Raw genomic sequence first — 2,885 nt, forward strand, 5'->3', positions numbered from 1 at the left:
CGGAACTTCTGCCCCGCTTCCTGGCGATCACCGGCATCGAGGCCAACTCGATCCGCAAGGCCGCTGCGGAGCCTGGCTTCCTTGCCGGCGTCCTGCAATTCATCCTCGCTCATGAGCCGACGCTGCTGCGCTTCGCCGAGGAGACCGGCACGCCGCCGGCCGCCATCGGCAAGGCATTGCGTGCCCTCCCGCTCGGCAACGACGATCACGAGCGCTCGACATGAGCGACGATCCCGAGACGGCGAGGCAGATCGAAGAGCTTGCCGACGACGACCGGCCGCTGCTGGTGCTCGATGTCGACGATGTCGTGCTGGAATTCGTCCGGCCCTTTCCGCATTTCCTCAAAACGCGCGGCTTCGGGCTGACGCTCTCGTCCTTCCGATTGACAGGCAACATCGCCGAAACGGCGACCGGCCGGCTGATCGAACAGCCGGAAGTGACGGCGCTGCTGGGCGATTTCTTCGACACCCAGGCGGATTGGCAAAGCATCACCGAGGGCGCGGCGGACGCCCTGGCGATGCTTGGCCAAGGCGCCGAGATCGTCCTGCTGACCGCCATGCCACACAAGCATCGCGCGGTGCGCCGCGCCCATCTCGATGCGCTGGGGCTCGACTACCCGCTGCTGACGACGGAGATGGCCAAGGGGCCGGCCATCGCCAAGCTGCGCGGCCTCAAAGGCCGGCCGGTCGCCTTTGTCGACGACCAGCCCTCCAACCTGGTCTCGGCGCGCAATTCCGTGGCCGACGCCCACCTCTTCCATCTGATGGCCGACAACTCGCTGCGCGCCTTCCTGCCGCCGACGCCGGAGGACATCGTCTCGGTCGAGGACTGGCGCGAGGCCGCGCCCAAGATCGCGCGCGCTCTTGGGCTTTAGCGTAACCCTGGGAGAACCGTGAGCGGTTGGCTCGGCGACCGCTGTAGGCAGGGCGCTTCGCCGTTTCCGTGAAACGGTGAAACGCCCTAGTTCCCCAGCACAGGGATTTTGACCAGTCAGCTCTGTTTGCCTTGGAGGTGGCATGCCTTGGAGATTGGCCGAAACGCCCATCGCGATCGTCATTCCAGGGCGGAGCAGGAGCGAAGCTCCGTCGCGAAGACCCTGGAATCCATGCCGTTACCTTCGCCAAGGCGTGCAACGGAGCAGAATTCCGCACCGTGGCGGCGCTTCCAAGTCACGGCATGGATTCTATGGTCTGCGCGCGTCGCTCCGCTCCTTGCTCCGCCATAGAATGACGACGTTGGAGTCGGCTTCAACCAATCCCAGGCGTTTGCGCTGAGTTCACGGAAATGAACGGAAAATCTTGCGCCGGAACAAACGGCAACCCTTCAAGATCCCTGTGTCTGGGAACTAGCTTAAACGCTCAGGGCTGCAGCTTTGCGCCCGCCCCGCCATTGTCGCCGCCGTCCGAATCGTCGCCTCCGGTGGAATCGTCCGTTCCGTTCGCGCCGTCATCGCCGCTCGAATTGTCGTCCTGTCCCGCGCTGTCGTCCTGGACCTCGTCCGGGCCCTTCAGCATAGCGCCATTGACCGCGACGGACCCATCGGCCTTGGTGTTGATCACCCACTCCAGGCGACCGTCCGGCAACGTCTTGCCGAAGCCCTTGACGGCCAGGGCAAAGGGAAAGGCCTGCGCCATCTGCTCATCGCTCTTGGCGCCTTCCTTCAGGGCATCGACGAGCTTGTCATAGCCGGCGACGTCGATGGTCACGCTCGCATCCGGTTTCTCGCCTGGAAATGTCATCTCGCCTTCCAGCGCGACCTCGATGTCGCCGTTTTTCACCGTGCTGTGCCCGATGACGACCTTGGGATTCTTGGCCTTGAAATCGGCGACCAGAGCCTTGCCGAATTCATCCGGAAGCGGTGGTTCCTTATTGAGATCAAAGGCTTCGATCGCCTTCTTCGCCATCGTATCGAGATCGATATTGGCGCCGCCGAAATTCAGGTCGACGTCGGTTGGCAGCAAGGGGGTGGTCCATTCGGGCAGGGTCTGATGCGGGATCGTCAGCCCCGATGCCTTGATCGTGTAATCGACCTTGCCGTTCTGGGAGACGCCGTCCATGCCGAATGCGGTGCTGAATTGCTTCGCCCCGAACTTGCCGACAGGGCTCTCCACCTCGAAATCCTTGAAGCCGTAATTGCCTTCGATCCTTTGCCAGATCGGCAGCGCGGCCAGCATCAGCGATTTGAGCTCTGCCTGGTTCGCCTTGAGTTTGGCTTCGTCCTCATTCGCCACGGCAAAGGCGAGCAGGTCGAGCAGCGGCTTGGTCCGGACGCCCTTGCCGTTTGCGTCAACGGAAAGTTCCGGCGTTTTCAAGGTAAGCGGAAAATTCATCCCGTTGTCGGCATCGTTGATCTTGATGGTCTCGACGAAGTCCGAGACCTTTTGAGTCGCCGTGAAGTCGACGCCGCCACTGGCGGATTTGGTCGCGACAACGGTGGCGGTGCCGGCGCCGGTCGAGGCATCGGCCTGCTGCTTGGCGTCCCGGGACGTCATTGTCATCCCGGCCAAGGAGCTGGTTGCATTGGTGAAGGCCGCAAGGGCCGGATCGTAGACGCTGGTCAGCTTGCCGTCCTTGATCGTGAATTCCATGCTCTGGCGGCCCTCCGGCCCTTCGAACTCGAATGAGGCGCCCTGCGAGAAATTCGACGAGACGTCCCACGACCCGTCGCTGCGCGGCTTCACCATCAGCGCGTACGGGGCCATGTCGAACTTCAGGAGCTTCTGCTCCGGCACCGCATTGACGAGCGCTTTGATGTCGAGCGCGATCTTGTAGGCGTCGCCCTCCACCGAAACCTTGAGCACGCCCTTGTCGAACGCCTGCTTGCCGAAATAGCGCGCCAGATCGTCGGAAAGCTGCTTGGCGCCTTGATTGTCCACGGTCTGGGC

At 62.9% G+C, this 2,885-nt stretch carries 3 protein-coding genes; 2 read left to right on the top strand and 1 reads right to left on the bottom strand.

The window, feature by feature from the left end; translation table 11 throughout:
• Nucleotides 1–224 (top strand): DUF3572 domain-containing protein (locus EOA27_RS30240; protein WP_127257955.1); only part of this gene is annotated, 224 nt, incomplete at its 5' end.
• The gene (locus tag EOA27_RS30245; protein ID WP_126082389.1) at nt 221–874 is read left to right on the top strand and encodes a hypothetical protein; all 654 of its coding nucleotides are present in this window, start codon (nt 221–223) and stop codon (nt 872–874) included. The genes EOA27_RS30240 and EOA27_RS30245, both read left to right, overlap by 4 nt.
• A gap of 484 nt (nt 875–1,358) precedes the next feature.
• On the opposite strand, the gene EOA27_RS30250 is transcribed toward EOA27_RS30245, so the two are convergent.
• The coding region (locus EOA27_RS30250; protein WP_127257957.1) for a hypothetical protein at nt 1,359–2,885 on the bottom strand (1,527 nt) is incomplete at its 5' end.

The organism is Mesorhizobium sp. M2A.F.Ca.ET.037.01.1.1 (assembly GCF_003998075.1).
Taxonomy (GTDB): Bacteria; Pseudomonadota; Alphaproteobacteria; order Rhizobiales; family Rhizobiaceae; genus Mesorhizobium.

What these genes read in the sequence shown, in the direction of transcription:
- EOA27_RS30245 (WP_126082389.1), top strand. Translation starts at nt 221, where the DNA reads ATGAGCGACGATCCCGAGACGGCGAGGCAGATCGAAGAGCTTGCCGAC.